Origin of the sequence: Candidatus Poriferisodalis sp. (assembly GCF_965237655.1) — a bacterium.
Lineage (GTDB): Bacteria > Actinomycetota > Acidimicrobiia > Acidimicrobiales > Poriferisodalaceae > Poriferisodalis.
The window spans coordinates 142,574-167,670 of sequence record NZ_CBDEGB010000001.1; the positions used below are offsets into that span (position 1 = coordinate 142,574).

Here is a 25,097-nt window from a genome sequence, read left to right on the forward strand (position 1 = left end):
GGTATCGGCGTTTCTCGCTTGCGGCTATAGGGCGCACTGGCGTGCAAGTGACCGTTCTTCACAGCTGCTCTAGCCGAGCGAGCAAGGCCTCGGGTGAGTCCTTGTAACCAGCGATGTCAGCGGTAGTGAGCGCTTCGCTCCAGCCCTCGCCGTTGTGGGCAACGATGCTCGGGAGCGCTGAGGCAGCTGCGAGCTGATCGGCGGCGGCATCGTCGCGGTGGACGAGCTCCAGCGCGATCGGCGAGGCCGCGCAGGCCTGCTTCCACTGACGTGAACCCGTCGGATTCCAGCCGTGAGTGATGTCACACAGGGCGCAGCTGCTGCGGCCCGTGAGCTTGTCGAATGCGTAGCGGAGCTCACCGGCCAGCGATCCGTCTGCGTCATAGATGCCGACCAAATGCACGCCGCACCATACCGGCGCGTTAGGCAGTGCTTTGGACGCTGCCCCGGGGGAAGTTGCCGTGGCCGCTGGCATACTCGCCCGGGCCGGTGACCACGTGACTCTCACATGACGATTCAGCTTCCAGACCTTCCATACGCGCCCGATGCGCTGGCGCCGCACATCAGCGAGCGCACCATCAGCTTCCATTACGGCAAGCACCACGCCGCCTACGTGCGGGCGGTGAACGATGGGGTTGCGGGCACACCGGACGAGGGCCGAGCGCTTCCCGAATTGGTGCGTTCGCTGCCGGCGGGCAGCCTGTTCAATGCTGCCGCGCAGGCGTGGAATCACGACTTCTATTGGCGGTCGATGTCCCCGGGCGGTGGCGGTGAGCCTGATAGCGACCTAGCGGCGGCGCTGGCAGCGAGCTTTGGAAGCGTGGACGCCTTCCGGGACGAATTCGCCGCCGGGGCGGTCGGAAACTTCGCTTCGGGCTGGGGCTGGCTGGTGTTCGACGGTACGAGTGCGGGGCCGAGTGCCCTGCGCATCGTCCAGTCCGACGACGCGCAGACGCCTTTGACGGACGGGCTGACACCGCTGCTGGTCATCGATGTGTGGGAGCACGCCTACTACCTCGACTACCAGAACGCGCGAGTTGCCTATGTGAACGCCTTTGTTGAGCACCTGGTCTGCTGGGAGTTCGCTTCGGCCAACTACGCCGCAGCCCTGCGCATCCACGCCTAGCCCAACCGCTCGTTTCTGCCGTTGGAGGAGATGAGCGCCGGTTGTCAAAGTTGAACTGACACCGACATTACCTCTGGCAGGTGTCCTGCAGCGGCGGCGCAGGTCGTTAGGCTGAATTCCTAAGTCAGATTGGCGATGCCCGATGTCTGTAGAAGCCGATGTCCGGTCGCTTGCCGACCTTGAGCCGACCGTAGAGCAACTGCTTGAGCGCCACCTTCGGCAGACCAAGGAGTGGCATCCCCACGCGTTAGTGCCGTGGAGCCGCGGCGAGGATTTTGGGCCTGACTACGAATGGTCGCCCGAAGAGGCAAATCTCACCCAAGAGGCTCGCAGCGCCCTGTTCGTGAACGTGCTCACCGAGGAGAACCTGCCCTACTACTTCCGCGACAGCGAGCGGTTGTTCGGCCGAGACGGCGCTTGGGGCGAGTGGGTGCGCCGCTGGACCGCGGAAGAGGGGCGGCATGGCCGGGTGATCTACGACTACCTGTCCGTCACCCGCGCCCTGGATCCGGTGGCATTGGAGCGGGCCCGCATGGCGATGGTGCAGTGCGGGCAGGTGCCCGAACCCCCCGGCATCCTGGAGGGCCTCGCCTACGTGACACTGCAGGAATTGGCGACCCGTATTGCGCATTTCAACACAGGGCGCCACATCGACGACCCAGCGGGCAAGGCCATCATGCGCCGGGTCGCCTTCGATGAGAATCTGCACTTCCTGTTCTATCGGGATGTGATGAGCGCCGCCGTCGAGATGGATCCCTCCAGCGCGGTGGTCGCCATCGCCAACCAGGTGAAGGGCTTTGCCATGCCCGGGCTGGGAATCACCGATTTCGACAACCACGCGCGCATCATCGCCGAGGCCGGGATCTACGACCTGTCGATTCATCACGACCAGATCCTTCAACCCGTGGTATTGCGGGACTGGAATCTGCCGGGGTTGACGGAGCTGTCTAGCATTGCCGAGGCGGCCCGCGACCGGCTCATGAAGCTGATCGATCGGATCGGCCGCGTGAGCCAGCGTCTTGCCGAGCGCTACGGCGAAGCACGGAGATCGCTGGGCCGAGACGCGGCACTGCTGCAATAGCTCTCGGCGCACCTGGCGCTCGGCGTTAGGCGGCCGCTGCGTTCCGCCAGGGTGCCGACGCAACAAAGGCGCGGCTGGCTCGATCGCCGGAACAGCACGCCTTGAATTCGCGCTTGTTTGTTGTCGCTCGCTCGGTTAGTTTGTGCTGCAAACTAGTTTGCGCTGCAGTAGAGGAGAGCCCGATGACGTCAGACAACGACGACACGGCCGTGCTGAGCACCGAGGAGGGGTGGCAGACCATTCAGGCCACCATCCACGACGCCCGCGGGGCCATGTACACCGCGGGGAGCACGGCAATCCTGTTGATGTGGGCCGGGATCATCTCGGCTGCGTACCTCGCCCAATACGCCATCTCGACCTTCGCCTCGGACTTCGCCGAACAATATCCATGGTTCCTGGGGCCGCTGTGGGCAGGCATCACGCTCCCCGGCGTGATTGGGAGCATGATCATCGGCTACCGCGCCGGCCGAGATCTGTCGACGGGCGCCACCATGCAGAGCGCTCGGATCCGGGTGTTTCTCTACTGGATGGCCGTCGTGACGACGGCTGGACTCTTGCCAGGAGCGGCAGGACTGTGGAACGAGACCCGTGCCGAGAACATCCCGTACGTCCTGGTGGGTGTCATCGCGCTGGGATACGTGCTCTTCGGCGTCTTGCACAGGCCCGTGATTGCGGTGTTCGGCTTGGGCTACGCCGTGTCGTTCTACCTTCCGCACTACATCTTCGATGACATCGCTCCAGCGGTCTCCGGAATCGCGATGCTTGCGTTGCTCGCTGCCACGTTCGTCTGGGTGCGCAGGACCGGCGAATGGTAGACACCGGCGGAGTGCCCGACAACGGTGCGATCGTCCTCAACGAGACCATTCATCAGCCGACCCGGCTGCGCATCATGTCGTTGCTTGTCTCCGTGGACGCGACTGACCCGCTCGCGTATGGATTCCTGCAGAACCACCTGGACTTGACCCCAGGCAACCTCACGACCCACTTGCGAAAACTTCAAGACGCTCAGTACGTGGCGATCACCAAGGAGTTTCACGGTGTCAAACCGCGCACGTGGGTCCAGGCGACAGCGGTGGGGCGCCATGCGTTCGCCGAATACTTGTTGAACCTCGAACGGGCGCTCGGCGTCGGTGGGCGGCCCTGAACGGGCTCATCGTGCGGCCCCCCGGCAGGGCGCAGGGCTAGTGATCGCCTTTGGGGTCGAGCAGGCTCGTGAGCTGGTCGATGGTGAAGCCGTCGCCTCGGGCGGCGGCGATGAGGATTCGCTCGGCGGCGGCGATGCGGGCGGCGGCCTCGGGCACGTCGGCCGCGGCTTCCGGTGGCACCACGACAGCGCCATGCCGGTCGGCGTGGATGAGATCACCCGGTCGCACTGACATGCCGTGGATGGTCACCGGCACCGCGTACTCAACAACGTGAACCCACGCATGGGAGGGGCCGATGGAGCCGGCGAGAGCGCCGAAGCCGGGTGCCCAATCTTCCAGGTCCCGGATGGAGCCGTTGGTGATGACGCCGAGCGAGCCCAGCCCTGCGTGGATGCTGCTGTTCACCTCGCCCCACCACGCGCCATAGCCCGGGGATGCGTCGATGTCGGAGATGACCGTGATGGTGGGCTGGGGGCCCTCGGCCATGTGGCGGTAGTAGCCGACTCGGACTGCCAGATCCTCATCGCCGGAGCGGCCCGACGGTGCGTTCGCACGTATCGTGCCCGTCCGCGCATAGCCGACCATGGGCGGTGCATCCGGGTTCGGGCACACCAGCGGCGAGGTCGTGTAGCCATAGGCACGGCGGTGCGGCGCAGCAATCTCGAGCGCGTTGCAGACCGTGGGAGTGTCAAGCGCCCGCAAGGCATCGAGAACGTCGGAGCTCAGCGGGTCGGCGACCATGACCGGGTGCCTCGTGGGCCGGGCTAGACCAGCTCGATGAGCGCCATAGGGGCGTTGTCGCCGCGGCGCGGGCCCAGCTTGAGGATTCGCGTGTAGCCGCCCGGGCGCCCCTCATAGCGCGGTCCGATCTCGTCGATCAGCTTCTGCGCCATCTCCTGGTCGCCGTTGAGGCTGGCGATGATCTGGCGATGCCGTGCCAAGCCGCCCGTGCGGGCCTTGGTGATGAGCTTCTCGGCAAACGGCCGCAGCGCCTTGGCCTTGGCTTCGGTGGTCTCGATGGCCTCTGCCGCGAAGAGCGACGCCGCCAGGTTCGCCAGCATGGCGCGCTGGTGGCTGGCGCTGCCGCCGAGGCGTCGACCCTTTGTGGGTGCCGGCACGGTCAGCTGACCGCCGCAGGTTCAGCCTGCTCTTGGGTGACCTCAGCTGACGGGCGCATGCCCCGGAGCGCCAAGCCGCGCTCGTCGAGCTTCTCGATGACCTCGTCAAGGGACTTCTGGCCGAAGTTCGGGACGGTCATGAGCTCATCGACGGACTGATCGAGCAGCTCGCCGATCGTGTTGAACTGCGCACGCTTGAGGCAGTTACGGGCACGCTCGGACAGGCCCAAGTCCTCAATGGGTCGTTCCAGATCGCTGGCCCGACCATCGCCGACGACCACATCGGCAATGTCGAGTCCCAAGCGCTCGGGTGACAGCTCCGCGATCATGAGCATCAACCGGCACAGGGTGTCGCCGGCCGACGCAAGCGCCTCACGAGGGCTCATCGCGCCATCGGTCTCGATGTCGAGCACGAGCCGGTCGAAATCGGTGGACTGCTCCACGCGCACCGGTTCGACTTCGACCGCCACGCGCCGCACCGGGCTGAACAGGGCGTCCATGAGGATGACGCCGATCGTGGCACCGGCGCGGTCGCTCTCAGGCGCCGCGTAGCCCCATCCGCGCTCGACGGTGAGGTCCATCGCCAAGCGGGCACCTTCGCCGAGCGTCGCGATGTGCAGGTCCGGCGTCAGGCACTCGATGTCGACGCCCCAGTCGACGTGTCCTGCCAGCACAGGGCCCACGCCACGCTCGTCGAGGCGCACTGCCACGGGCTCGTCGCTGTGGCAGCGCAGAACGACGTCCTTGAGATTCAGGATGATGTCGGTGACGTCTTCAACGACGCCCTCGATGGTCGTGAACTCGTGCAGCGCTTCATCGAAACGGACCTGCGTGACGGCTGCGCCGGGAATCGACGACAACAGCGTGCGTCGCAGCGAGTTGCCCAGCGTGTGCCCGAAGCCGGGCTCCAGCGGGCCAATGGCAAAACGCTGGCGGTTGCCCTCGGGTTCGCCGAGAATGTCGATGGTCGGTCGGTGCATGACCAAGGTGTCGGAAATGGACACATTGACCCCTTCGTGGGCGGTTGGTGGCTATTTGCTGTAGAGCTCGACGATGAGCTGCTCGCGCACCGGGATCTCGATCTGTTCCCGGGTCGGCAGCTCGCGCACGGTGACACGCTGGTCTCCGTCGCTCGCCTCCAGCCACACGGGCGGAGTGCGGTCCAGCACATCGAGATTCCAGCGAACGGTGACGATCTCACGGGCCTTCGACCGCAGCTCGATCACGTCGCCCTTGCGAGCCCGGACGCTGGGAATGTTCACCCGGCGTCCGTTGACATCGATGTGGCCGTGGCTGACGAATTGACGGGCCTGCGGGCGAGTCGCTGCCCAGCCGGCTCGGTACACGATGTTGTCGAGGCGCAGCTCGAGCAGCCGCAGCAGGTTCTCGCCAGTGACCCCTCGTTGGCGAGCTGCTTCTTCGTAGGCGTTGCGGAACTGCCGCTCCGTCATCCCGTAGGTGAAGCGGCACTTCTGCTTCTCCTGCAGCTGCATGAGGAACTCTGAGTTCTGGCTGCGGCGCCTGCCACGACCGTGCTCGCCAGGCGGATACGGACGGCGGTCGAGCGCCTTTGTCTCGCCCGCAGTACCCCAGATATTGGTGTTGAGACGCCGCGAGACGCGCGCCTTGGGACCCGTATAGCGAGACATCTCAGACCCTCCGGCGCTTCGGAGGACGGCAGCCGTTGTGAGGCACCGGCGTCATGTCGCGGATGCCCTTGATCTCGATGCCGGAATTCTGGATGGAGCGGATAGCGGTCTCGCGGCCCGAGCCGGGACCCTTCACGTGTACGTGCACTCGCCGCACCCCCTGCTCCATGGCACGCTCGGAGGCTTGCTCTGCGGCCTGCTGCGCAGCGAACGGCGTGGACTTGCGAGAGCCCTTGAAGCCGGCATTGCCTGCCGACGCCCACGACACCACGTTGCCCTGCAGGTCCGTGAAGGTGATGATCGTGTTGTTGAACGAGCTCTTGATGTGCGCCACGCCGTCGCCGACGTTCTTGCGCTCCTTGCGCCGTCCGCGCCGGGGCTGCTGATTCACTTGCGTACCTTCTTCTTGCCCGCCACCGTCTTGCGCGGACCCTTGCGAGTACGTGCGTTCGTGTGCGTCCGCTGACCCCGCACTGGCAGTCCGCGGCGGTGTCGGACACCCTGGTAGCAGCCGATCTCGATCTTCCGCTTGACGTCCTGGGCCACGTCGCGCCGCAGGTCGCCTTCGACCGTGAGGTTGGCGTCGATGTGGTTGCGGATGCGGGCCACCTCGGCGTCGGTCAGGTCGCGCACGCGGGTGCGCTCAGCGATATTCAGGTCTTCGCAGATCTTCTGGCTGGCCGAGCGGCCAATTCCATAGATGTAGGTGAGAGCGATCTCGACACGCTTCTCACGCGGTATGTCGACGCCAGCGATTCGGGCCATCGATACGGGACTCCTGTCTCAGCCTTGTCGCTGTTTGTGCCGCGGGTTCGGGCAGATCACCCGAATCCGCCCGTGACGACGAATAATGCGGCACTTGTCGCAGATCTTTTTGACGCTCGGACGGACTTTCATCGGGTGACCTGCGCTTTAGGCGAGCGAGCAAGTATAGGGGCCTCGATGGCATTCACGATGCGGATGGTGCGGCCTCCATAGCCGCCACGCAAGCTCACGGTGCCGCCTCAATGGCGGCCACGATGCGGCCATGGACCTGTGCGGGAGTGCCGAGGCCGTCAACCGTGACGAGTACACCCCGATCGGCAAACAGCTTACGCAACGGCGCCGTTTCCGCCTCGTACAGCTCCAACCGCCGGGCAATTGCCTCCGGTGTGTCGTCGGCTCGGCCCCGGTCCAGCATGCGCTGCGTCACCACTTCATCGGGCACATCGAGATCGATGGCTCGTTCGACGGAGTGCGGCGCGAGCAGCGCGAACAGACCGTCGGCCTGGGCCTCGGTGCGAGGAAAGCCATCCAGCAAGAAACCAGGAGCGGTGTCGGGCTCGGTGAGACGCTGGGCCACGATGCCCAGGATCAACTCGTCGCCGACGAGCTCACCCGCATCCATGAGTTCTCTTGCCTGGCGCCCCAGCTCGGTGCCAGCGGCCACCGCGGCCCGCAGCATGTCGCCCGTTGAGATGTGCGCCACGCCGTAGCGCTCGACAAGCAGCTCGCACTGGGTGCCCTTGCCGGCCCCTTGCTTGCCCAGAATGACGAGGCGCCTGGTGATGGTGCCGGACATCAGGCCAGGAACCCTTCGTAGTTGCGCATCAGCAGCTGGCTGTCGACCTGCTTCATGGTCTCGAGCGCCACGCCGGAGGCGATCAGGATCGAAACACCACCGAAGCCGATTGCCGCTCCTGCGCCACCAGAGCCCAGCGCATCGAGGTCGCTCGTGAGCGACAGCAGCACGCTCGGCAGCAGTGCGACCGCGGCGATGAACAGCGCTCCCGGCAGCGTGATGCGATTCAACACTTTGGAGAGGTAGCGCTCGGTCTGCGGCCCGGGCCGGATGCCGGGAATGAAGCCGCCCTGCTTGCGGATGTTGTCGGCCTGGCGAACCGGATCGAATGAGATAGCCGTATAGAAGTAGGCGAAGCCGACGATCAGCCCGCCGAAGAACAGGATGTAGGCGATGTTGTCGGGCTGGGTGAGGTAGTCATCGACCGCGGTTTGCAGCCAGCCCCAATTCGCCACGTTCGACAGCAATACAGGCAGGAAAAGGATCGAGCTGGCGAAGATGACCGGGATCACGCCCGACTGGTTGACCTTCAGCGGGATGTAGGTGTTTTGCCCGCCATAGAGCCGGCGTCCCACCTGCCGGCGGGAGAACTGCACCGGGATGCGCCGCTGGCCCTGCTCGATGAAGATGATTGCCACCATCATTCCCGTGGCAACGATGACCGCCGCAGCGAGGTACACCGTGCCTTGCACTGCCAGCAAGCGGGCCCCGTCGAAGGGGATGGTGGACACGACCGAGGCGAAAATCAACAGCGACATGCCGTTGCCGACGCCCCGCTGGCTGATCAGCTCGCCCATCCACATGAGCAGCGCCGTGCCTGCCGTCAGCGACAGGATCACCAGCGCCACCCGGTTGAACGTGAAGTCGGGGATGACGATGACGCCAGCCGTGTTGCCCAGCGCCGTCCCCTGCCCTCGGCCGAAGATGAACGTGATGCCCGTGGCCTGCACGAAAGCGATGCCCAGCGTCAGGTAGCGCGTGTACTGCGTCAGCTTCCGCTGACCCACCGCCCCCTGCTGCTGGAGCTGCTCGAAGCGCGGGATGGCCACGGTGAGGATCTGGATGATGATCGACGCCGTGATGTACGGCATGATCCCCAACGCGAAGATCGCGAAGTTGGTGAGCGCGCCGCCCGAGAACAGGTTCAGCAGCGCCAGCACGCCGCCGGTGGAGCTGGCTTGCTCACGCAGCGACACGATGGCATCGAAGTCGATGCCCGGAACCGGCACCTGGGAGCCCAGCCTGTACGCCGCAATGATGAACAGCGTGAACATGATCTTCCGGCGCAGATCAGCGATCCGGAAGATGTTGCGCATGTGGCCGAGCACGATGAGTTCCTAGCGATTGGTGTGCTGATTGCCCTGGGCGGGTGGCCGAGGGCCGCCGAAGTTGGGCGGCAGGATTTCGATGCTGCCGCCCGCGCCCTCGATGGCCTCGCGGGCCGAACCCGACACCGCGTGGGCCTTCACCGAGATGGGCCGGGTGATCTCGCCGCGGCCGAGCACCTTGACCATGGCGCCCTTGGACACCAAGCCGCGGGCCAGCAGTTCTGATGGCGTCACCTCGTCGAGGCCGCAATCTTCGAGCGTGTCGAGATTGATCGGCTGGTATTCGACGCGGAACGGGTTCTTGAAACCCTTCCGCTTGGGAATGCGGACTTGCAGCGGCAGCTGGCCGCCCTCGTACCAGACGGGCACGGTCCCGCGAGCGCGGGTTCCCTTGGTGCCGCGGCCTGCGGTCTTGCCGCCCTTGCCACTGGTGCCGCGCGCCACCCGCTTGCGCTTGCGTTTCGCTCCCGGCGGCGGGGCCAGGTCATGCAGTCTCAGCATCGCTGACCTCCCCTGTCACTTCTTGAACTGTGATCAAGTGGCTGACCTTACGAAGCATGCCGCGGATCTCGGGCCGATCCGGAAGGGTACGGCTACGGCCAATCTTGCCCAGCCCCAGTGCCCGCAGGGCGCCGCGCGCCTTGGGCTTGGCTCCGATGCCTGACCGCACCTGGGTCACCACGATCTGGTTCGTGCTGCTGTCGCTCACGCTGGGCGGATTCATGATTGGGCTCCTGGGGAGGCCTGGCTCAGCTTGCGAGTGCGTTCGGTCTCCCGGTACGCCTCCAGCAGACCGGCGGGGATGCACTCCTCGGGCGACAGCCCGCGCAGCTTTGCCACCTCGTCGGGCCGCTTCAGCGCCGCCAGGCCTGCGATGGTGGCGCGGGCCACGTTGATGTGATTGGACGAGCCAAGGGACTTGGCCAGCACATCGCTGATGCCCGCCTCCTCGAGGATTGCCCGCGCCGCGCCGCCGGCGATGACCCCTGTACCGGGTGCCGCCGGCTGCAACAGCACTTTGCCGGCGCCCATGACGCCCAGCACGGGATGAATGATGGTCGACCCGGCGAGCGGCACCTGGAAGAGGCTCTTGCGGGCCTCCTCGGTGCCCTTCTGGATGGCCAGCGGCACTTCCTTGGCCTTGCCGTAGCCCAGCCCGACCCGGCCTGCGCCGTCGCCGATCACGACGAGCGCAGAGAACGAGAAGCGGCGGCCACCCTTGACCACCTTGGCCACACGGTTGATGTCGATGACCCGCGACTCGCGCAGGCCGTCATCGCCGCTGTTGCGCGGATTTTCGAACTGACGGTCGCGCGGGCGACGGTTGCCGCTGCGCTCTCGCTCAGGTCGTGTCGCTGAGGTTGGTGCGTCTGTCACAAGTCCTCCCTCAGAACTCCAGGCCGCCCTCGCGGGCAGCATCTGCAAGGGCCGCAACGCGGCCGTGGTAACGGTTGCCGCCCCGGTCGAAGGTGACCGTGGTGGTGCCGGCCGCCCGGGCCCGCTCGGCGATGAGCCGACCGATTTCGCCGGCGGCTGCGATATTGCCGCCGCCAGCCGCCGCCAGCCCAGACTCGCGGGTAGACGCGGCGGCCAGCGTGTTCGACGCTTCGTCGTCGATGAGTTGGGCGCTGATGTGCCGATTGGATCTGAACACGGAGAGGCGCGGACGCTCCGCAGTGCCCATCACCTTCTTGCGGACGCGGTAACGGCGCCGATCGCGCCGAGCCGCCCTCGTGGGAACGCTCACTTGGCCGCCTTCCCTGCTTTGCGCAGCACGCGCTCGTTGACATAGCGGATGCCCTTGCCCTTGTAGGGCTCGGGCTTGCGCAGCGCGCGGATGTTGGCCGCGACCTGCCCGACGAGCTGCTTGTCGATGCCCTTCACGATGATCGATGTCTGGTTCGGAACCTCGAAGCTGATGCCGTCGGGTGCCTTCACCGGCACCGTGTGACTGAATCCCAGCGACAGCTCGAGCGACGATGGCCCCTGGGCAGCTGCCCGGTAGCCCACGCCGACGATCTGCAGTTCCTTGGAAAAGCCCTGCGACACGCCAAGCACCATGTTGGCGACCAGCGCCCGGCAAAGCCCATGCAGCGACCGCTGCGAGCGGCTGTCGTCGGCACGCTCGACGGTTGCTTCGCCGTTGTCGAGGCGCACCGTGATGCCCGCAGCCAGCTCCCGGCTCAGCTTGCCCCCCGGTCCGCTGACGGTCACCACTTCGCCTGGCACCGAGCCGGCGACATCCGCGGCCGATTGAGCCGTGATCGTTACCCCGTCGGGAATCGAGATGGGCGTCTTGCCCACGCGTGACATTGTCGCCTCCTACCAGACGTAACAGAGGATTTCGCCGCCCATACGGTTGCGGCGGGCTTCACGGTCGGTCATCAGGCCCCGGCTCGTCGACAGCACGGCGATGCCGAGACCGCCGAGCACACGGGGAACCTTGTCGGACTTGGTGTACACCCGCAGCCCGGGCTTGGAGATCCGCTGCAGTCCCGAGATCGTGCGATCCCGGTCACCGGTGTACTTCAGGTTGATGGTGAGCGTACGGACGCGGCTGTCGGCGGCTTCTTCCACCTTGTAATCGCTCACGTAGCCCTCGCTCTTGAGGATCGCCGCGAGGCGCTCCTTCTGCTTCGAGGACGGCATGGCCACTTCGTCCTTGAACACCATGTTGGCGTTACGGATGCGAGTGATCATGTCCGCAATGGGGTCGGTCATCGACATGTGCGCACCTCCCTCACCAGCTGGCCTTCGTCACGCCGGGCACCTCGCCGGCATGGACCATCTTTCGTAGGCACACTCGACACAGCCCGAACTTGCGGTATACCGACCGCGGTCGACCGCACACGCGGCAGCGCGTGTACGCGCGCACCTTGAACTTGGGAGTGCGCTGCTGCTTGTTGACGAGTGCCTTCTTGGCCATCAGTTCTGCCCCTGTCGGAATGGGAAGCCGAGTGCAACCAACAGGGCACGTCCGCCCTCGTCGTCGACGGCCGACGTAACGAGAGTGATGTCCATGCCCCGGACCTGGTTGACGCTGTCGTAATCGATTTCTGGAAAGACCAGCTGTTCGGTGATGCCGAACGTGTAGTTGCCGTGCCCGTCGAAGCTGCGCGGCGACAGGCCGCGGAAGTCCCGGATGCGCGGGATTGCCAGCGACACGAGACGGTCGTAGAACTCCCACATCCGATCCCGGCGCATCGTGACCCGGGCCCCGATCGCGTTGCCCTCGCGCAGCTTGAATCCGGCGATGGAACGCTTCGCCCGGGTGATCGCCGGCCGCTGACCGCAGATGCGGCTGAGGTCGCCGATGGCGCCTTCAAGCAGCGCCCGGTTCGTCAGCGCCGCGCCCACGCCCATGTTCACGCTGATCTTCGTCAGCTTGGGCACCTGCATGATGTTGGAAAGCCTGAGCTCGGTCTGCAACTGGGCGCGCAGGGTGTCGCGGTAGAGCACCTTCATGCGGGGCTCGGGCCGCGTGGGGCCACCGTCGAGGGACTGGGGCTCGGATTGGGCCTCGGTCACGCTCATGGCAGTTCCTCCCCGGAAATCCGGTGGTAACGCACCTTGCGCCCGCCTTCGAAGCGGAAACCGACACGGCCCGGCTGGCCCGTGCGCGGGCACACAACCGCCACGTTCGACGCGTCGATCGGAAGCAGGTAGTCGATGATCTGGCCTTCCTGGTTCTGCTGGGAGGGTCGCTGGTGCTTGTGCCCGACGTTCACGCCTTCGACCGTGAGGCGGCGTCGCTGCACATCCACTGACACCACTTCGCCTTCCCGGCCCTTGTCGGGGCCGGAAATCACGCGCACCGTGTCGCCCTTGCGGACGCGCAGGCGGGGCAATTGGTTTCGCTGTCTCGGCATCACGTCACCCCGATCACAGAACTTCAGGGGCGAGCGACACGATGCGCATGAAGCGCTTGTCGCGCAGCTCGCGGCCGACGGGACCGAAAATGCGAGTGCCGCGTGGCTGGCGGTTGTCGTCGACGAGCACCGCGGCGTTCTCGTCGAAGCGGATGTAGCTGCCGTCGGGGCGCCTGCGCTCCTTGCGAGTGCGCACCACGACGCAGCGCACCACGTCGCCCTTGCGAACCGCTGCGCCGGGAATGGCGTCCTTCACGGTGGCGATGAACACATCGCCGATCGAGGCGTAGCGCCGACCCGTGCCGCCGAGCACGCGAATACACAGCACCTCGCGTGCGCCGGAATTGTCGGCGACTTTGAGTCTGGACTCTTGCTGGATCATGGCATTCCCTGTGCTTGTGGCGCCGCGGGCTCAGCGAGCCCGTTCGACGATCTCCACCAAGCGCCAGCGCTTGGTCTTCGAGATCGGTCGGGTTTCCATGACGCGCACCCGGTCACCCGGACGTGTGTCTCCAGCGGGGTCGTGGACGTACAGCTTCTTGGTGCGCTGGACGGTCTTGAAGTAGCGGGGGTGCCGCACGCGCTCGGTCACCGACACGACGGCCGTACTGTCCATCTTGGTCGAGGTGACAATCCCCTCACGCACCTTGCGCCGGTTGCGCTCGATGGACTCAGAGGTCTCGGTGCTCATGAGGAGTCTCCTGTCGAAGCTGCGCCTTGCGCGGCTGAGCCCTGCGAAGCGCCAGCCAGCACAGCGGCTGAGCCCTGCGAAGCGCCCCAGCCCAGCACAGCGGCTGAGCCCTGCGAAGCGCCAGCCAGCACGTCGGCGGCGGCAATCTCGCGTTCGCGCAGCACGGTGTGAATGCGAGCGATGTCGCGCTTGGTCGCGGTCATCTGCGCGGAGTTGTCGAGCTGCCCGGTGGCGAACGCGAAGCGCAGGTTGAACAGTTCTTGCTTTGCGCTGTCGAGTTCGTCGAGCAGCTGATCGTCCGACAGCGTGCGAAGCGTTGCGGCCTTTGCCATCAGATGGCCTCCTCTCGGGAGATCACCCGTGCACGCACCGGCAGCTTTTGAATGGCGCGCTCCATGGCGCCGCGAGCCAGCTCGGCGTTCACTCCGCCCAGCTCGAACATCACCCGACCGGGCTTCACCACGGCCACCCACTTCTCGGGGTTGCCCTTGCCCGAGCCCATGCGGGTCTCCGCGGGCTTCGCCGTGACGGGCTTGTCAGGGAAGATGTTGATCCAGACCTTGCCGCCGCGCTTGACGTGACGGGTCATGGCGATACGGGCAGCTTCGATCTGGCGGGCAGTGATCCAGCCTGGTTCGAGCGCCTGGATGCCGAAGTCGCCGAAATGCACGGCCGTGCCGCCCTTGGTGCGGCCCTTCATGCGACCGCGATGCGCCTTGCGGTACTTCACCTTGCGGGGCATCAGCATCAGTCGTCTCCCGGCCTGAAGTTCGGCGTCTGGGACTGGTCGCGCGTTGCCCGCTCGATCTGCTCTTCCTCTTCCAGCAGGCGCTCAAACTCCGGATCGGCTTCGCGCAGCAGCGGTGCTGGCTCCTCCGGATGTTCATCGGCGTCGCCCCGGCGCCCGGCGGATGACACCACCCCTCCGGGAGGAGCACCGTCGCCCGAGGTCTGCCCTGTTGCCATGGCCGCCTCACGGTGAATGCGGTCATCGGAGGAGACCTTGTAGGGGAGGATGTCGCCTTTGTAGAGCCACACCTTCACGCCGATGCGTCCCGCCGTGGTGCGCGCTTCGCGGAAGCCGTAGTCGATGTCGGCGCGCAGTGTGTGCAGTGGCACACGACCCTCGCGGTACCACTCGGTGCGGGCCATCTCTGAACCGCCCAGACGGCCTGAGCACTGCACCCGGATCCCGAGTGCGCCCGCCTTCTGGGCGTTCTGCACGGCACGCTTCATGGCTCGCCGGAATGCGACCCGGCCGGCCAGCTGGTCCGCTATCCCCTGGGCGATGAGCGCCGCTTCAAGCTCGGGCTGCTTGATCTCCTGAATGTTCAGCTGGACCTTGGGATTGCCCGAGATTTGCCCGAGCTTGGTGCGCAGGCGATCGGCCTCGCTCCCCCGGCGGCCGATGACGATGCCCGGTCGCGCCGTGTGCACGTCGACCCGTAGGCGGTCGCGGGTTCGCTCCACCTCAATGCGGCTGATTGCAGCATGCGGAAGCTCGGTCCGCAGGAAGTCGCGGATCTTCCAATCCTCGATGAGATAGTCCTGATACTCCTTGTCGGCGTACCAGCGCGACTTCCAGTCGGTGGTGATTCCCAAGCGGAAGCCGTACGGGTTGACCTTCTGACCCATGGCTAGCTGCCTTCTTTGCGGTCGGTGGCGTCGTCGGTGGTGGCTTCAGCCTCTGTTGCCTCGTCGATCTCATCGGCTGGGCTGACATCGTCCGTCGCAACAGCGGAGACTTCTTCGGTCTCGTCGGCCTCGGCGGCGGCGTCTTCGGTCTCGTCGGCCTCGTCGGCGGCGTCTTCGGTCTCGTCGACTGCTTCGGCCACGTCGACAATGTCCTCAAGCTCAGCGTCTTCGAGCTCAGCGTCTTCGAGCTCAGCGTCTTGCGCCTCATCGGTGTCTTCGGCACCACGGCTGGCGGCAACGCGAGCAGCGCGAGCGGCGGTGGCTGTCTGAGCGCCCGAGGCCGCGAGGCGTGCTTCGCGCAACTCCAATTCCTCAGAGCTGAGCTGCGCCACGATCACCGTGATGTGACAGGTCTGCTTGTGAATGCGCGTGGCGCGGCCTCTCGCCCGCGGGCGCCACCGCTTCAGCACGGGACCCTCGTCGGCCCAGCACTCGGCCACATACAGCTCGTCGGCGTCGAGCTGCTCGTTGTTGGTGGCGTTGGCCACGGCGCTCTCGAGCACCTTGGACACGACCTCGGCGGCACCGCGCTCGCAGAACCGCAGGCGGTCGCGGGCCAGGCCCAGGTCCTCGTCGCGGACCAGGTTGAGCACGACGCGTGCCTTCGATGCCGACAGCCGCGCGTACTTGTGCGTGGCTTTCGCCCCAGCGATGACGTTGAGATCGATCAAACCGCTCATCGCCGACGACCGCCTCGCTCCTGGCCGGCGTGGAACTTGAATGTCCGCGTCGGCGCGAACTCGCCGAGCTTGTGGCCCACCATCGACTCGGTCACGTACACCGGCAGGTGCTTTCGCCCGTCGTGCACGGCGATGGTGTGGCCGATCATTTCGGGGATGATCGTGGAGCGCCGGCTCCACGTCTTGATGACCTTGCGCTCGCCGCTCTCGTTGAGTGCGTCCACCTTGGAAAGCAGGTGGTCGTCGACGAACGGGCCCTTCTTGAGACTGCGCGGCATCGCTCTACCTCCGGGACCCGCGCGTCCGGCGGCGGCGGACGATGAGGTCGTTGGACTTGCGGTTCTTGGAGCGGGTGCGGCCTTCGGGCTTGCCCCACGGCGATACCGGGTGGCGGCCGCCCGAGGACTTGCCCTCGCCGCCGCCGAGGGGGTGGTCGACGGGGTTCATGGCCACGCCGCGGGTCTGCGGGCGGACGCCCTTGTAGCGATTCCGGCCTGCCTTGCCGATCTTGATGAGATCGGCCTCGGAGTTGCCGACCGAGCCGATCGTGGCACGGCAGTCGATCGGCACACGGCGCATCTCGGTGGACGGCAGGCGCAAGGTGGCGTACACGCCTTCCTTGGCCACCAGCTGCACGCTAGAACCTGCCGAACGCGCCATGCGGCCGCCCGCGCCGGGCTTGAGCTCCACGTTGTGAACGGTGGTGCCGACCGGCACGTACCGCAGCGGCATGGCGTTGCCGACGCGCACTTCCGCTTGGGATCCGTTGGCCAGCTTGTCGCCGACTTCCAGCCCCGCTGCCGCCAGGATGTAGCGCTTCTCGCCGTCGTGGTAGTGCAGCAACGCGATGCGTGCGTTGCGGTTGGGGTCGTACTCGATGGTGGCGACCGTGGCCGGCACACCGTCTTTGTTGCGGCGGAAGTCGATCACCCGGTATCGCTGCTTGTGACCGCCGCCACGGTGGCGGGAGGTCTTGCGGCCGTAGCTGTTTCGGCCGCCGGTGGAGTGCTGCTTGGCGATGAGCGAGCGCTCGGGCTTGGTTGCGGTGATGTCAGCAAAGTCCGAGACGGTCTGGAACCTCCGGCCGGGACTTGTCGGTTTGCGTACTCGAATGCCCATGACGCTGTGCCTCAGGAATTGAAGATCTGGATCGAGTCGCCCTCGACGAGGGTGACGATCGCCCGCTTGGTGTCGGGCCGCTTGCCAGTGGTGTTGTTGCGCCGGTTGCGGCGGGCCTTGCCCTTGCGGTTCAGCGTGTTGACCTTGGCGACCTTCACGTCGAAGACCGACTCGACGGCTTGGCGGATCTCCGGCTTGCTGGCTGAGGGATGGACGCGGAACACGTACACGCCCTCTTCGAGGAAGTCGTAGGACTTCTCCGAGATGACTGGGGCGATCAGCACGTCGCGGGGGTCCTTCACTGGTCTGCTCCCCCGCTCTGTGAGCCGTTGCTGGTTGGAAGGGTGTCGCGAGTGAAGACCAGCCAGTCCGAGCGCAGGATGTCGTAGGCGTTCAGCTCAGCCGTGCGAACCGAACGCACTGAGGGGAGATTGCGGAAGCTACGGTCGGCGGTCTGGTGCGCAGGGCTGCCGTCCAGAACGAGCAGAACCTGCCCGTCTAGCGACAGGTTCTCCAGCACGGCAATGGCGTCCTTCGTGCGGGGCTGGGCGAAGCGCCACTCGTCGATGACCATGACGCGCTCGCTGCGAGCCCGGTCGCTCAGGGCGGATCGGAGGGCGAGCCGCACCATCTTGCGGTTCACCTTCTGGCGGTAGTCGCGCGGCTTGGGACCGTGCGCCACACCGCCACCGGCGAACTGGGGCGAGCGGATCGAACCCGCGCGGGCCCGACCGGTGCCCTTCTGCCGCCAGGGCTTGGCGCCGCCGCCGCGCACCTCGGCGCGCGTGCGGGTGTTGTGAGTGCCGCTGCGGCGAGCTGCGAGCTGTGCGGTGACGGCTTGGTGCAGGGCCGCCATGTTCGGTTCGATACCGAAGATGGCCTCGTCGAGTTCGACGGTGCCGGCAGTGCCGCCGTCGGAGGTGCGGACATCGAGCGCAAGCGTCATCGCAGCCCCCTCAAACCCTTGCCGGCGCTGTGTTTGCCGACGTGCCCAGGGGCGCTGTGTTTGCCGACGCGTCCAGTGGCGCTTTGACAGCGTTGCGGACGATGACCGTGCCACCCTTGGGTCCGGGGACCGAACCGCGCACCAACAGCAGGCCGCGTTCCGCGTCGGCTTCGACGACAGCGAGGTTGAGCGTGGTGACCTTCTCGCTGCCCATGCGGCCGGCCATGCGGGTCCCCTTGAACACACGCGAGGGCGTGGCGCAGGCACCGATGGCTCCGGGAGCGCGATGCACGCGGTGGGCGCCGTGGCTGGCTCGCTGGCCCGAGAAATTGTGCCGCTTCATGACGCCGGCGAAGCCCTTGCCTTTGGAGGTGGCCGTCACATCGACGAGCTCCCCAGGACTGAAAAGGTCGGCGCCCAATTCGGCACCGACCGTCACTTCGCTCACATCATCGAGCCGCAGCTCTACGAGGCGTACGCCGGGGTCGACCCCAGCACGCTCGTAGTGACCCACCGTGGGGCGATTGAGCTTGCGGGCTTCGCGGTGGCCGTAGGTGACCTGCACTGCGGTGTAGCCGTCCTGCTCGGTGGTGCGGACTTGGGTGACCCGGCATGTATCCACGCGCAGCACGGTGACCGGGACGACCCGATTCTCGTCATCCCAAAGCTGCGTCATGCCGACTTTCGTCGCGACGAGCGCCTTGTTCGCCATGTCAGCGTCTCTCTCGTGCCTTCGTCGATGCCGGTCCGCCCTCCCGGGCGGCACTCTGCTTGCCGGTCCGCCCTCCCGGGCGGCACGTAAACGCTCCGCACGGCACTGCCGGCGGAGCGATTCTCCGGTTGTGCCGACCGGTTCCGTGTGCCCGCCGCCATTTGGCTTTGGGCACCCGGCCTGGCCGGACGTCGGTTCGGCGCAGGAACTCCCACACCGCGAATGAAGCAGCCTACCGAGCCCCCACAACCGCTCCAACCTGAGCGCTCTCGCTCACCGGGCCCCTCAGCGACTGAACTGTCGTCAGTCTCGCCGTCTGGTTCCTGCCGACGGATGTCGAGCGTCCTCCGCCAGTGAACTTGACAGAGCGTCGGCCAATCGCTCGTCAGCCCAGCCGGTCTCGATGGCCTCAGCGACCAACCGCCACACCTCGAAACCCAACGGTGACTCGTCGCCTTCGATGAACATGGTCGTCAAGTCGGCCTGTAGGGAAAGCGGCTCACAACTGCCAGACCGCAGCCACGCCTCGACCACCTGGCGGGCGCCTTCTTCTGACGCTTTCGCGTCGTGCCGTGGCTGCTGGGTCGTATCGGTCACCGCCTCAACGGTACTGCCTTGGAAGAAATGCGGCCGCAGGAAATTCATCTCACCAAACGCCATCGCTCTATCAGGCTGTCTCAAGAACGCCCGCGAGTTCCCGGTGACAATTGGGACCTGCAAGGCGCGGACCCTCTCATAATCACTACTGGAAGCGGCCTCGCCCACGACGGTGATGCGGGCTTGATTGCCGACGAGTTGGGCGGTGTGCCAGCGATCGGTTCCAGCGAGGCGGGTCATGTCCCGGCCGGAGACCTTGGTGTCGGGCATGGCTGCGCGCCCGCCGACGATGTAGCCACCCCCGGCTGCTGCATTGAGGCGCACCTGCTGTTCTGTCGGCATCGGCTCGTCCCTGGCGCCCGCGAGGACGATGCAGTCAGTGCCGAATACGCCAGTGAGCGTGACGGCGCTGTACAAATCCGACTGCGCCGCTGCATCCGACGCTGCCACGATCGGAACGTCGCCGGTGCAGTCGGTGGTTGGGTCCTCTGCCCCAGCCGAAGCGTCGGCTTCGCTGCTGTCATCACCGGCGAGACTGCGCGCCTGGTTGCCCACCAGCAGGCGTGCGGTTTGCCAGCGATCAGTGCCGGCAAGCCGCGTCAAGTCATGCCCAGTGACCTTTGCGCTCGGCACCGCAGCAAGCCCACCCACGACGTAGCCGCCCTCGGCAGCCGCGTCGAGACGCACCCGCTGGGATTCGGGCATCGGTTCGTCTCAGTCACCCGCGAGCACGATGCAGTCGGTCTCGATCACACCAGCGAGCGTCACTGCGCTGTACAGATCCGACTGCGCTGCCGTGGCCAACACGACGACCGCTGCCAGCACTTGCCCGCGCCCCGGAATCCGCAGTCCACCCAAACTCATGGCTGAACAGTCAACCACACCTCTATTGGGCCAACCCATCTGTGTCGCGCGCTTGGGCCCCGACCGCCATCGGCGCGCACGACATGGTCTTCAGCAACGCCGCGGGCACAAATGGCTCCCATCAGCGTGTTTCGACGCGGTCGCTTCGGCCCTATTGATGTCGTCGCGGCAGACGACCGATCGGATCGTGGGTTGGAGGACCAGCTACGGAAGAATCTCGTGCGTTGGCACGCGCTCGGACTATTCGCCCGATGAATCGAACGGCTGAGCTTCGAGGTGCGCGGAGAATTCCTCGTCGCTGCTGTAGATCACGCCGTTCTGCTCATCCGGTGGAATCGGGGCGGCGCCTACGGCAGCGTCCACATCAGCAAGCGTCACAAGTTCCGTATCGGATTCGATCTTGATCGCGGCTGGCATCGGATTCGCGGCCACAGCGTCACTTCCTTTCCTGCGTCTCACCAATTGAAGCTACTGGTCGGGGTCGAGCCAGAACAAGCAGAATTCGGCGACACAGACAGCTTGTACGCCAAGGCAGAAGCCGATGACATCAAGGCGGCAACCATGCGGGCACGGTGTCACTGACAGTCACGGGCAACACCCCAACCCCGCGGTCGCTCAGCTGGTCTGTCTCAGGCGAGCGCGTTGGTAGGCCGCGAACAGCAGCACTTCACCCGCCAGGACCAAGTGAAACACCGTCGGCAGGTAGGCAGTGAACCACCTTCGGGCGGTAAAGCTGTCCTCGCCGAATACGCCGGCGCTGCCCCCGAACCCGAGGACCAGGCGGGCCGACATCACGACGAAGTACAGGATCCCGAACCAAGCGACCGGCGTCACCCAGCGCCGCCCGAAGAGATTCCGGCCTGCTCGGATCCGCAGCGTCGCTACCACGATGATCACCAGGATCACGATCTGGGACACGAACAATGCCGGAAACGGCAGGCTGCTGCCCTGCCATGCGTCCTGCGAGGGCAGGAAGCCGACACTCCACCAGCGCTGGGTGGCTTGGCCCGCGACGCGGGCCAAGAACGCCAGGCCCAGCGCCAGGCTCGCCGCTGCGAAGCGGTCATCGCTCATGTGACCTCCAGCGGCACGAGAACGGCTGCGGGATCAAGCCGAAGGCCCAGCCCGCCGCCGCTGCGATCGGTCACATCGCGTCCCCGCAGCACGCCGCCGTGACCGAACATGATGGTCCGATCAGTGAGATCACTGGCCAGCAGGTGCGTGCCGAAGGCACCCTCCGCCGCCACGATTGCGCCCGGGGCGCTCGCGATGACCGGAAGCGCTGCCCGGGTGAGCAGGCTCGTCTCCCCCACCTGGCATCCGACGATGACATCGATACCTGCGCGTACAGCGGCGGCCACGATGTCGAGTGACCTGACGATGCCGCCCATTTTCGAAACGCGCACATTGACGATCCACCGGGATGGCTCCGCCAACGCCTCCAGCTGGTCGGCAAGCCACACGCTCTCGTCGGCGATGATCTTGACGCGGCGGTCACAGGCAATCTGAGCGCACCCCTCGATGTCACCCGCCTGCAGCGGTTCCTCGATGGCGAACGCGACGTCTCCCAGTGCGTCCAAGTGCTCGATGCACTGCGTGGGCGTCTCCCAGAGGTTGTTCGCATCGAGGCGAACGGTCCCCGGACCTGAACCTCGAGAGGCAAACGGGGCCAGCTTGGCGCGGTCACGCCGGGGTGAGCCCGAGAGCTTCACCTTGAAATCGGTGAAGCCCCGCGCCCGGTAACCACGGAGCTGCCATCGATACAGCGGCAACGGCATGTCGCCCACGACTGCCGAGTACGCCACGTCGGGCGGGCCCGCCGCAACGCCGAGCAATTGCTCGATATTGCAGCCGCCTTCCTTGCCCAGTAGATCGAGCGCGGCGATCTCCATCGCGCAGAACGCGGCTGGATTCTCGTCAATGACGCTGCGATGGGCATCGGCCCACGCCCGCAGATCGTTCACGCTCCTGACATCCGCGCAGAACGAATCGGCGTACCGGCTGACGAATGCAGCGCAGTCGGGGACCGTTTCCCCAGTCACGTACAGCCGCGGACACCCCTCTCCGTAACCGATCTTCCCGTCGGCAGCGTGGGCCGCCACGATGACGTTCTCGGCGTGGCGGCGGCTGGCGGAAGCATGCCGGAACACACGCTTGAACGGCACCGGGAACGTGAACGCTTTCAGGTGGCGGATCTGCACGCGCTGACCCCGTCGAATCTCGCTCAGACGGCGGTGAGGAAGTCGTCGAAGCCGAACGAGCACTCGGCGCTGTACTGCAAGCGGAGGTACTTGAACTGCACGTCGCGTTGGCCGTCGGCGACACGCTGCCGCCGGTATGCGTCGCCGGTGCCCGCAGCAAGGAACCGGACACGCAGCGGAGCGAGCCGACCGCTGGCTCGTTTCGCGTCGTACTCGACATTGGCGTGTCGCAGCGACCGCTCGATGTTGCTCGCCAAGTCGCCGGCCACGCTGGCCTCCGACACGGCGTCCGGAGTGCTCGCCAATTCCACGTACAACGTGTAGGTCACCTCGGCCTCGTCGGCGAGCATGATGAAGAACGGCGTGACGGTCCCGAGTTCCGCGACCGCAGCGGTCACGGCCGAGATCACCTGGGACTCATAGAGCTTCTCGCCGGTGATGCTCGTGACTCCCTTGCCCTTCTGGACGAAGGAAAGGACCGGCGCGCGATCCACCCAGTCCGTCACCCGCACGATGTCGTTCATGTCGTAGCGGTACAGACCGTCGGCCGTGGTCACGATGACGTAGTAGTCGCGTCCGGTCTCGAGGTCGGCGAGCGTGCAGGTCTGCAGGCCACGGTCAGCCTCATCGGCTGCGTCCTCCCACGCGTCGCGTTCTGCGAACTCGAAGAAGTTGTCCGCCAAGGTCGCCACGCACGAGCCCTTGATGGGATCGATGTTGACGGTGCCGCTTACCTCGCTGGCGAGATAACCCAATTCGAACACCGGGCAGCCGTTTGTCAGCATCGGCCCGAGGCGCTCGACGGCCAGGCCGCAGCTCCCCCCGGTCCACGTCACCACGGCCCGCAGATCGCTCCAGATGTCGGCAAAGGTGAGCTCGCCGGCAGTCTCAAGGCACCGGCCCAGCGCTGCCGCTCGCTTCGGGTCCGCACGGAGCCCGAGTTGGTCGCTGCGATGCTCGACAGTGCAGCCCGCTGGCAATTTCCCCGTGGCCACTGCGGTGAGCACCATCTCGGCGTGCGTGTTGAGCACATCCATCAGCCGGACGAACGTCGATGGGTTCGCCGTGGCCATCGCTGTGACGGAGCTGTCAGCGGCACCCAGCACCGCCATCGTCAGGTAGCGGGCGTCGTAGTCAGCGATATCGGAGACCGACGCGGGCAGCACGTACCGGCGACGAAGCAGCGCACCCTGGCTCGCGTACAGCTGGCCCGATGCTGAGCCGTACGGCGTGCCCGCTGGCATGGTGCCTTCGTGCGCAGCGCCGCTCACCACAAACACCTTGCCGCCGAGTGCCGATGTCCTCCTCGACAACGCGTATGCAGCGAGTCGCTGCAAGCGTTGGATACGGGCCAAGCCGGCCTTGGTCAGCGGGATGTTCTTGGGCGCTGTGACGGTGCCGCTGGTCTGGTTGTAATAGACGGGCTGTTCCGCGGTAAGGCAGGGCTCGCCGGTGGCCTCTTGCCGCTCGATCCCCTCCCGCAGGTCCTCATAAGTCTGCACTGGCACGGCACGCTGGTAGTCCTCGAATCCTGCGACGGAGCCGAAGCGATGATCGGCGCCGAATACCGTGCCGGCATTGTCGGACAGGATGCGTTGCAGCACTTGATCCTGAGCCGCCCGCGGATGGGCGCACGCATCGACGAGCGAACGGTGCGTTCGCCCGCTGGCCGCGGCCAGTCCAGCTCGAAGCAGGCGGTAGTTGAAGCCGTCGGTCACGAAGACGTCGTCACCTCGACCGCCCGCTTGTCGAGTCCTCGAATCAAAGGGGTGCGCATCTGGGCCACAAAGCCCGTCGGATATTCCCGGTTCAGCAGTCCGAGCCGTCCGACGGCTGCGTCCGCGGGCAGGTACCGCGTCCCGAATAGCAGATCCCAGATGATCAGGTTGTTGCCGAAATTGTGATTGGACTCCGCCGGCAGCTCGGAGTGGTGCCAACGGTGCAGCTCGGGGCCGCTGATGAGGTAGTTGAGCCACCCAAGGCGCACATCGCAATTGGAGTGCTGGTAAAAGCCGTTCAGCGCGTAGAAGACGAAATACGCCGCAAGCACCTCGCTTCCCACGCCCACGAGCACAAACGGCAACGCGTCAACGCAGAACTGAACCGCCTTCTCTCCTGGATGGAAGCGCCCGACGTTGAGCCAGTACAGCCGGTGCGGAGAGTGGTGCACGGCGTGCCACCGCCACATGAACGCTGAGCCGTGAAACGCGCGGTGCATCCAGTACCGGAAGAAGTCAGCCACGGCCATCATCAGGACCGCCTGCAACGCGACTGGCCAGGTATGCGGCCACAGGCCCCCGAGCGTGAGGTCGCCTTCTCGCAACCAGCCGGCAAACGCCGTCGTTGCTGCGAGCGAGAGCAGCAACGGCAACATCACCTGCACGGCCGCCATGAAGGCCACATCGGCCCGCACGTCGTCACCCTGTGGGCGCCATTCGGGGCGGTAGGGCACAACGATCTCGTGCAACGTGATCAGTCCCGCCCCAACCAGCACCGCCGCGTACGACGCGACCGCGACGGGCATCCCGAGCGATCCCAATGTGGTGTAGATGCCGATCCCCAGCAGGATCACGATCGGATAGGAGCCTCGAACCGCAAGCCTCGCGAGAGCGGATGATCGGTCTCCACTATGGGCGTACCGCTCAGAATCCACTCGTTCCTGCCGGGGCGCGGCCGCCATGGGCTGAGCCTAGGTTGCACCGTGCGCATGGCAGC

At 66.0% G+C, this 25,097-nt stretch carries 39 protein-coding genes and 2 pseudogenes; 4 read left to right on the forward strand and 37 right to left on the reverse strand.

Annotated features, from left to right (window positions below):
- Positions 1-58: 58 nt before the first annotated feature.
- Positions 59-403 (reverse strand): hypothetical protein, encoded by a 345-nt coding sequence (locus tag ACPXYO_RS00625; RefSeq protein ID WP_423915842.1) that lies wholly within the window; start codon positions 401-403, stop codon positions 59-61.
- Positions 404-508: 105 nt separating this feature from the next.
- Between ACPXYO_RS00625 and ACPXYO_RS00630 the strand changes: the two genes are divergently transcribed.
- The 4 genes from ACPXYO_RS00630 (at position 509) to ACPXYO_RS00645 (ending at position 3,351) form a co-directional block, all read left to right on the forward strand.
- Positions 509-1,126 (forward strand): superoxide dismutase, encoded by a 618-nt coding sequence (locus ACPXYO_RS00630; RefSeq protein ID WP_423915844.1) that lies wholly within the window; start codon positions 509-511, stop codon positions 1,124-1,126.
- A 142-nt stretch (positions 1,127-1,268) separates the two neighbouring features.
- Complete coding sequence (locus ACPXYO_RS00635; RefSeq protein ID WP_423915845.1) at positions 1,269-2,207, forward strand: acyl-ACP desaturase; 939 nt, start codon at positions 1,269-1,271, stop codon at positions 2,205-2,207.
- Positions 2,208-2,389: 182 nt separating this feature from the next.
- Complete coding sequence (locus tag ACPXYO_RS00640) at positions 2,390-3,022, forward strand: hypothetical protein (protein ID WP_423915847.1); 633 nt, start codon at positions 2,390-2,392, stop codon at positions 3,020-3,022.
- The gene (locus ACPXYO_RS00645) at positions 3,016-3,351 is read left to right on the forward strand and encodes a transcriptional regulator (protein ID WP_423915848.1); all 336 of its coding nucleotides are present in this window, start codon (positions 3,016-3,018) and stop codon (positions 3,349-3,351) included. Before ACPXYO_RS00640 ends, ACPXYO_RS00645 begins: the two co-directional genes overlap by 7 nt.
- Positions 3,352-3,388: 37 nt before the next feature.
- Here the strand turns inward: ACPXYO_RS00645 and ACPXYO_RS00650 are convergent, their stop codons facing one another.
- The 36 genes and pseudogenes from ACPXYO_RS00650 to ACPXYO_RS00825 form a co-directional block, all read right to left on the reverse strand.
- Positions 3,389-4,093 carry an RraA family protein gene (locus ACPXYO_RS00650; RefSeq protein ID WP_423915850.1) on the reverse strand — a complete coding sequence of 235 codons (705 nt, stop codon included), beginning with the start codon at positions 4,091-4,093 and terminating at the stop codon, positions 3,389-3,391.
- A 26-nt stretch (positions 4,094-4,119) separates the two neighbouring features.
- A pseudogene (gene rplQ, locus ACPXYO_RS00655) lies at positions 4,120-4,470 on the reverse strand (50S ribosomal protein L17); the annotation flags it as partial.
- A gap of 2 nt (positions 4,471-4,472) precedes the next feature.
- Positions 4,473-5,474: a DNA-directed RNA polymerase subunit alpha gene (locus ACPXYO_RS00660; protein WP_423915852.1), complete on the reverse strand. Its 1,002-nt coding sequence runs from the start codon at positions 5,472-5,474 to the stop codon at positions 4,473-4,475.
- Between the two features lie 27 nt (positions 5,475-5,501).
- Positions 5,502-6,119 carry a 30S ribosomal protein S4 gene (gene rpsD, locus ACPXYO_RS00665; protein ID WP_423915854.1) on the reverse strand — a complete coding sequence of 206 codons (618 nt, stop codon included), beginning with the start codon at positions 6,117-6,119 and terminating at the stop codon, positions 5,502-5,504.
- Position 6,120: 1 nt separating this feature from the next.
- Positions 6,121-6,510: a 30S ribosomal protein S11 gene (gene rpsK, locus ACPXYO_RS00670; RefSeq protein WP_420622026.1), complete on the reverse strand. Its 390-nt coding sequence runs from the start codon at positions 6,508-6,510 to the stop codon at positions 6,121-6,123.
- Positions 6,507-6,884: a 30S ribosomal protein S13 gene (gene rpsM, locus ACPXYO_RS00675; protein ID WP_420622027.1), complete on the reverse strand. Its 378-nt coding sequence runs from the start codon at positions 6,882-6,884 to the stop codon at positions 6,507-6,509. The genes rpsK and rpsM overlap by 4 nt, the downstream gene beginning before the upstream one ends.
- Before the next feature lie 18 nt (positions 6,885-6,902).
- Complete coding sequence (gene rpmJ, locus ACPXYO_RS00680) at positions 6,903-7,016, reverse strand: 50S ribosomal protein L36 (protein WP_419554728.1); 114 nt, start codon at positions 7,014-7,016, stop codon at positions 6,903-6,905.
- 94 nt (positions 7,017-7,110) lie between these two features.
- On the reverse strand, positions 7,111-7,680 hold the full coding sequence (locus tag ACPXYO_RS00685; RefSeq protein ID WP_423915857.1) for an adenylate kinase: 570 nt from the start codon (positions 7,678-7,680) through the stop codon (positions 7,111-7,113).
- Positions 7,680-9,008: a preprotein translocase subunit SecY gene (gene secY / locus ACPXYO_RS00690; protein ID WP_423915858.1), complete on the reverse strand. Its 1,329-nt coding sequence runs from the start codon at positions 9,006-9,008 to the stop codon at positions 7,680-7,682. The genes ACPXYO_RS00685 and secY overlap by 1 nt, the downstream gene beginning before the upstream one ends.
- A 9-nt stretch (positions 9,009-9,017) precedes the next feature.
- Positions 9,018-9,509, reverse strand: a complete 492-nt coding sequence (rplO, locus tag ACPXYO_RS00695) for a 50S ribosomal protein L15 (protein ID WP_423915860.1) — start codon at positions 9,507-9,509, stop codon at positions 9,018-9,020.
- Positions 9,493-9,732 carry a 50S ribosomal protein L30 gene (rpmD, locus tag ACPXYO_RS00700; RefSeq protein ID WP_423915861.1) on the reverse strand — a complete coding sequence of 80 codons (240 nt, stop codon included), beginning with the start codon at positions 9,730-9,732 and terminating at the stop codon, positions 9,493-9,495. The genes rplO and rpmD overlap by 17 nt, the downstream gene beginning before the upstream one ends.
- Positions 9,729-10,427 carry a 30S ribosomal protein S5 gene (gene rpsE, locus ACPXYO_RS00705; protein ID WP_423915863.1) on the reverse strand — a complete coding sequence of 233 codons (699 nt, stop codon included), beginning with the start codon at positions 10,425-10,427 and terminating at the stop codon, positions 9,729-9,731. The genes rpmD and rpsE overlap by 4 nt, the downstream gene beginning before the upstream one ends.
- A complete protein-coding gene (gene rplR / locus ACPXYO_RS00710) occupies positions 10,396-10,755 on the reverse strand; it encodes a 50S ribosomal protein L18 (protein WP_423915865.1) in 360 nt (119 codons plus the stop codon). The genes rpsE and rplR overlap by 32 nt, the downstream gene beginning before the upstream one ends.
- The gene (rplF, locus tag ACPXYO_RS00715) at positions 10,752-11,321 is read right to left on the reverse strand and encodes a 50S ribosomal protein L6 (RefSeq protein WP_423915867.1); all 570 of its coding nucleotides are present in this window, start codon (positions 11,319-11,321) and stop codon (positions 10,752-10,754) included. Before rplF ends, rplR begins: the two co-directional genes overlap by 4 nt.
- Before the next feature lie 9 nt (positions 11,322-11,330).
- Entirely contained in the window at positions 11,331-11,735 is a 405-nt protein-coding gene (rpsH, locus tag ACPXYO_RS00720; RefSeq protein WP_423915869.1) for a 30S ribosomal protein S8, read from the reverse strand.
- Between the two features lie 13 nt (positions 11,736-11,748).
- Positions 11,749-11,934 (reverse strand): type Z 30S ribosomal protein S14, encoded by a 186-nt coding sequence (locus tag ACPXYO_RS00725; protein WP_419554737.1) that lies wholly within the window; start codon positions 11,932-11,934, stop codon positions 11,749-11,751.
- Positions 11,934-12,542, reverse strand: coding sequence for a 50S ribosomal protein L5 (rplE, locus tag ACPXYO_RS00730; RefSeq protein WP_423915870.1), 609 nt, complete (start codon positions 12,540-12,542; stop codon positions 11,934-11,936). Before rplE ends, ACPXYO_RS00725 begins: the two co-directional genes overlap by 1 nt.
- The gene (gene rplX / locus ACPXYO_RS00735) at positions 12,539-12,877 is read right to left on the reverse strand and encodes a 50S ribosomal protein L24 (RefSeq protein WP_423915872.1); all 339 of its coding nucleotides are present in this window, start codon (positions 12,875-12,877) and stop codon (positions 12,539-12,541) included. The genes rplE and rplX overlap by 4 nt, the downstream gene beginning before the upstream one ends.
- A 13-nt stretch (positions 12,878-12,890) precedes the next feature.
- Positions 12,891-13,259, reverse strand: a complete 369-nt coding sequence (gene rplN / locus ACPXYO_RS00740) for a 50S ribosomal protein L14 (protein ID WP_419837551.1) — start codon at positions 13,257-13,259, stop codon at positions 12,891-12,893.
- Positions 13,260-13,289: 30 nt separating this feature from the next.
- Complete coding sequence (gene rpsQ / locus ACPXYO_RS00745; RefSeq protein ID WP_423915873.1) at positions 13,290-13,568, reverse strand: 30S ribosomal protein S17; 279 nt, start codon at positions 13,566-13,568, stop codon at positions 13,290-13,292.
- A 101-nt stretch (positions 13,569-13,669) separates the two neighbouring features.
- Positions 13,670-13,900: pseudogene (rpmC, locus tag ACPXYO_RS00750) on the reverse strand (50S ribosomal protein L29); the annotation flags it as partial.
- Positions 13,900-14,316, reverse strand: a complete 417-nt coding sequence (gene rplP, locus ACPXYO_RS00755; RefSeq protein ID WP_419554740.1) for a 50S ribosomal protein L16 — start codon at positions 14,314-14,316, stop codon at positions 13,900-13,902. The gene rplP and the pseudogene rpmC, both read right to left, overlap by 1 nt.
- Positions 14,316-15,203 (reverse strand): 30S ribosomal protein S3, encoded by an 888-nt coding sequence (gene rpsC / locus ACPXYO_RS00760; RefSeq protein WP_423915875.1) that lies wholly within the window; start codon positions 15,201-15,203, stop codon positions 14,316-14,318. Before rpsC ends, rplP begins: the two co-directional genes overlap by 1 nt.
- Positions 15,204-15,205: 2 nt before the next feature.
- The gene (rplV, locus tag ACPXYO_RS00765; RefSeq protein ID WP_423915877.1) at positions 15,206-15,943 is read right to left on the reverse strand and encodes a 50S ribosomal protein L22; all 738 of its coding nucleotides are present in this window, start codon (positions 15,941-15,943) and stop codon (positions 15,206-15,208) included.
- Positions 15,940-16,221, reverse strand: coding sequence for a 30S ribosomal protein S19 (gene rpsS, locus ACPXYO_RS00770; protein WP_419554743.1), 282 nt, complete (start codon positions 16,219-16,221; stop codon positions 15,940-15,942). Before rpsS ends, rplV begins: the two co-directional genes overlap by 4 nt.
- A gap of 4 nt (positions 16,222-16,225) precedes the next feature.
- Positions 16,226-17,062, reverse strand: a complete 837-nt coding sequence (rplB, locus tag ACPXYO_RS00775; protein ID WP_420622039.1) for a 50S ribosomal protein L2 — start codon at positions 17,060-17,062, stop codon at positions 16,226-16,228.
- A gap of 11 nt (positions 17,063-17,073) precedes the next feature.
- A complete protein-coding gene (gene rplW, locus ACPXYO_RS00780) occupies positions 17,074-17,364 on the reverse strand; it encodes a 50S ribosomal protein L23 (protein ID WP_423915880.1) in 291 nt (96 codons plus the stop codon).
- A complete protein-coding gene (gene rplD, locus ACPXYO_RS00785) occupies positions 17,361-18,008 on the reverse strand; it encodes a 50S ribosomal protein L4 (RefSeq protein ID WP_423915881.1) in 648 nt (215 codons plus the stop codon). Before rplD ends, rplW begins: the two co-directional genes overlap by 4 nt.
- A gap of 10 nt (positions 18,009-18,018) precedes the next feature.
- On the reverse strand, positions 18,019-18,720 hold the full coding sequence (gene rplC / locus ACPXYO_RS00790) for a 50S ribosomal protein L3 (protein WP_423915883.1): 702 nt from the start codon (positions 18,718-18,720) through the stop codon (positions 18,019-18,021).
- 303 nt (positions 18,721-19,023) lie between these two features.
- Complete coding sequence (locus tag ACPXYO_RS00795) at positions 19,024-20,022, reverse strand: hypothetical protein (RefSeq protein WP_423915884.1); 999 nt, start codon at positions 20,020-20,022, stop codon at positions 19,024-19,026.
- A gap of 9 nt (positions 20,023-20,031) precedes the next feature.
- Positions 20,032-20,181, reverse strand: coding sequence for a hypothetical protein (locus ACPXYO_RS00800; protein WP_423915886.1), 150 nt, complete (start codon positions 20,179-20,181; stop codon positions 20,032-20,034).
- Between the two features lie 240 nt (positions 20,182-20,421).
- Positions 20,422-20,640: a hypothetical protein gene (locus tag ACPXYO_RS00805; RefSeq protein ID WP_423915888.1), complete on the reverse strand. Its 219-nt coding sequence runs from the start codon at positions 20,638-20,640 to the stop codon at positions 20,422-20,424.
- A gap of 156 nt (positions 20,641-20,796) precedes the next feature.
- Positions 20,797-21,255 carry a hypothetical protein gene (locus ACPXYO_RS00810; RefSeq protein ID WP_423915890.1) on the reverse strand — a complete coding sequence of 153 codons (459 nt, stop codon included), beginning with the start codon at positions 21,253-21,255 and terminating at the stop codon, positions 20,797-20,799.
- Positions 21,252-22,382, reverse strand: a complete 1,131-nt coding sequence (locus ACPXYO_RS00815; protein ID WP_423915892.1) for a mandelate racemase/muconate lactonizing enzyme family protein — start codon at positions 22,380-22,382, stop codon at positions 21,252-21,254. Before ACPXYO_RS00815 ends, ACPXYO_RS00810 begins: the two co-directional genes overlap by 4 nt.
- A 23-nt stretch (positions 22,383-22,405) precedes the next feature.
- The gene (locus tag ACPXYO_RS00820; RefSeq protein ID WP_423915894.1) at positions 22,406-24,100 is read right to left on the reverse strand and encodes a GH3 auxin-responsive promoter family protein; all 1,695 of its coding nucleotides are present in this window, start codon (positions 24,098-24,100) and stop codon (positions 22,406-22,408) included.
- Entirely contained in the window at positions 24,097-25,062 is a 966-nt protein-coding gene (locus ACPXYO_RS00825) for a sterol desaturase family protein (protein WP_423915895.1), read from the reverse strand. The genes ACPXYO_RS00820 and ACPXYO_RS00825 overlap by 4 nt, the downstream gene beginning before the upstream one ends.
- Between the last annotated feature and the right edge of the window lie 35 nt (positions 25,063-25,097).

Excerpts from the sequence above, each read along its gene's own strand:
- rpsS (WP_419554743.1), bottom strand. The coding sequence starts at position 16,221 with ATGCCGCGCAGTCTCAAGAAGGGCCCGTTCGTCGACGACCACCTGCTT.
- rpsM (WP_420622027.1), bottom strand. The coding sequence starts at position 6,884 with ATGGCCCGAATCGCTGGCGTCGACATACCGCGTGAGAAGCGTGTCGAG.
- ACPXYO_RS00795 (WP_423915884.1), bottom strand. The coding sequence starts at position 20,022 with ATGCCCGAATCCCAGCGGGTGCGTCTCGACGCGGCTGCCGAGGGCGGC.
- rplD (WP_423915881.1), bottom strand. The coding sequence starts at position 18,008 with ATGACGCTTGCGCTCGATGTCCGCACCTCCGACGGCGGCACTGCCGGC.
- ACPXYO_RS00640 (WP_423915847.1), top strand. The coding sequence starts at position 2,390 with ATGACGTCAGACAACGACGACACGGCCGTGCTGAGCACCGAGGAGGGG.
- rplN (WP_419837551.1), bottom strand. The coding sequence starts at position 13,259 with ATGATCCAGCAAGAGTCCAGACTCAAAGTCGCCGACAATTCCGGCGCA.
- rplC (WP_423915883.1), bottom strand. The coding sequence starts at position 18,720 with ATGGCGAACAAGGCGCTCGTCGCGACGAAAGTCGGCATGACGCAGCTT.
- rpsE (WP_423915863.1), bottom strand. The coding sequence starts at position 10,427 with ATGCTGCCCGCGAGGGCGGCCTGGAGTTCTGAGGGAGGACTTGTGACA.
- rpmD (WP_423915861.1), bottom strand. The coding sequence starts at position 9,732 with ATGAATCCGCCCAGCGTGAGCGACAGCAGCACGAACCAGATCGTGGTG.
- rpsQ (WP_423915873.1), bottom strand. The coding sequence starts at position 13,568 with ATGAGCACCGAGACCTCTGAGTCCATCGAGCGCAACCGGCGCAAGGTG.
- ACPXYO_RS00630 (WP_423915844.1), top strand. The coding sequence starts at position 509 with ATGACGATTCAGCTTCCAGACCTTCCATACGCGCCCGATGCGCTGGCG.
- ACPXYO_RS00810 (WP_423915890.1), bottom strand. The coding sequence starts at position 21,255 with ATGAGCGATGACCGCTTCGCAGCGGCGAGCCTGGCGCTGGGCCTGGCG.
- rplO (WP_423915860.1), bottom strand. The coding sequence starts at position 9,509 with ATGCTGAGACTGCATGACCTGGCCCCGCCGCCGGGAGCGAAACGCAAG.
- rplP (WP_419554740.1), bottom strand. The coding sequence starts at position 14,316 with ATGCTGATGCCCCGCAAGGTGAAGTACCGCAAGGCGCATCGCGGTCGC.
- ACPXYO_RS00825 (WP_423915895.1), bottom strand. The coding sequence starts at position 25,062 with ATGGCGGCCGCGCCCCGGCAGGAACGAGTGGATTCTGAGCGGTACGCC.
- rplB (WP_420622039.1), bottom strand. The coding sequence starts at position 17,062 with ATGGGCATTCGAGTACGCAAACCGACAAGTCCCGGCCGGAGGTTCCAG.
- rpsH (WP_423915869.1), bottom strand. The coding sequence starts at position 11,735 with ATGTCGATGACCGACCCCATTGCGGACATGATCACTCGCATCCGTAAC.
- rplF (WP_423915867.1), bottom strand. The coding sequence starts at position 11,321 with ATGTCACGCGTGGGCAAGACGCCCATCTCGATTCCCGACGGGGTAACG.
- rpsD (WP_423915854.1), bottom strand. The coding sequence starts at position 6,119 with ATGTCTCGCTATACGGGTCCCAAGGCGCGCGTCTCGCGGCGTCTCAAC.
- ACPXYO_RS00800 (WP_423915886.1), bottom strand. The coding sequence starts at position 20,181 with ATGAGTTTGGGTGGACTGCGGATTCCGGGGCGCGGGCAAGTGCTGGCA.
- rplV (WP_423915877.1), bottom strand. The coding sequence starts at position 15,943 with ATGAGCGGTTTGATCGATCTCAACGTCATCGCTGGGGCGAAAGCCACG.
- ACPXYO_RS00650 (WP_423915850.1), bottom strand. The coding sequence starts at position 4,093 with ATGGTCGCCGACCCGCTGAGCTCCGACGTTCTCGATGCCTTGCGGGCG.
- ACPXYO_RS00725 (WP_419554737.1), bottom strand. The coding sequence starts at position 11,934 with ATGGCCAAGAAGGCACTCGTCAACAAGCAGCAGCGCACTCCCAAGTTC.
- rpsC (WP_423915875.1), bottom strand. The coding sequence starts at position 15,203 with ATGGGTCAGAAGGTCAACCCGTACGGCTTCCGCTTGGGAATCACCACC.
- rplE (WP_423915870.1), bottom strand. The coding sequence starts at position 12,542 with ATGAGCGTGACCGAGGCCCAATCCGAGCCCCAGTCCCTCGACGGTGGC.
- ACPXYO_RS00685 (WP_423915857.1), bottom strand. The coding sequence starts at position 7,680 with ATGTCCGGCACCATCACCAGGCGCCTCGTCATTCTGGGCAAGCAAGGG.
- rplX (WP_423915872.1), bottom strand. The coding sequence starts at position 12,877 with ATGCCGAGACAGCGAAACCAATTGCCCCGCCTGCGCGTCCGCAAGGGC.
- ACPXYO_RS00635 (WP_423915845.1), top strand. The coding sequence starts at position 1,269 with ATGTCTGTAGAAGCCGATGTCCGGTCGCTTGCCGACCTTGAGCCGACC.
- rpmJ (WP_419554728.1), bottom strand. The coding sequence starts at position 7,016 with ATGAAAGTCCGTCCGAGCGTCAAAAAGATCTGCGACAAGTGCCGCATT.
- ACPXYO_RS00645 (WP_423915848.1), top strand. The coding sequence starts at position 3,016 with ATGGTAGACACCGGCGGAGTGCCCGACAACGGTGCGATCGTCCTCAAC.